General features: G+C 58.1%; 1 protein-coding gene. It reads left to right on the top strand.

Translation table 11 applies throughout. From position 1 onward, the window contains the following. Nucleotides 1–38: 38 nt before the first annotated feature. A partial coding sequence (locus tag AC0IYH_RS32330; protein ID WP_471838414.1) for a triphosphoribosyl-dephospho-CoA synthase occupies nt 39–260 on the top strand: 222 nt, incomplete at its 3' end.

The following is a 260-nucleotide window of genomic DNA, read 5'->3' on the forward strand; positions in this document are numbered from 1 at the left end:
GGGCTCTATAGCCCGCCCGCCAAATTCAGGAGTTGGTGATGAGCGCGATTCATTCAAAACAACCGCAACTGTCACTCAGTGAGTGTTTGGCGGATCTGGCCGTCGATGCGTTGATCGACGAGGCTGATTTGTCGCCCAAGCCGGGCCTTGTCGACAAGCGCGGCAGTGGTGCCCACATCGATCTGCATTTGGGTTTGATGCATGCCTCGGCGTTGTCGTTGTGGCCGTGCTTCAAGGCGATGGCCGATGCAGCGCTTGAG

Source organism: Pseudomonas sp. AC463 (genome assembly GCF_979253585.1).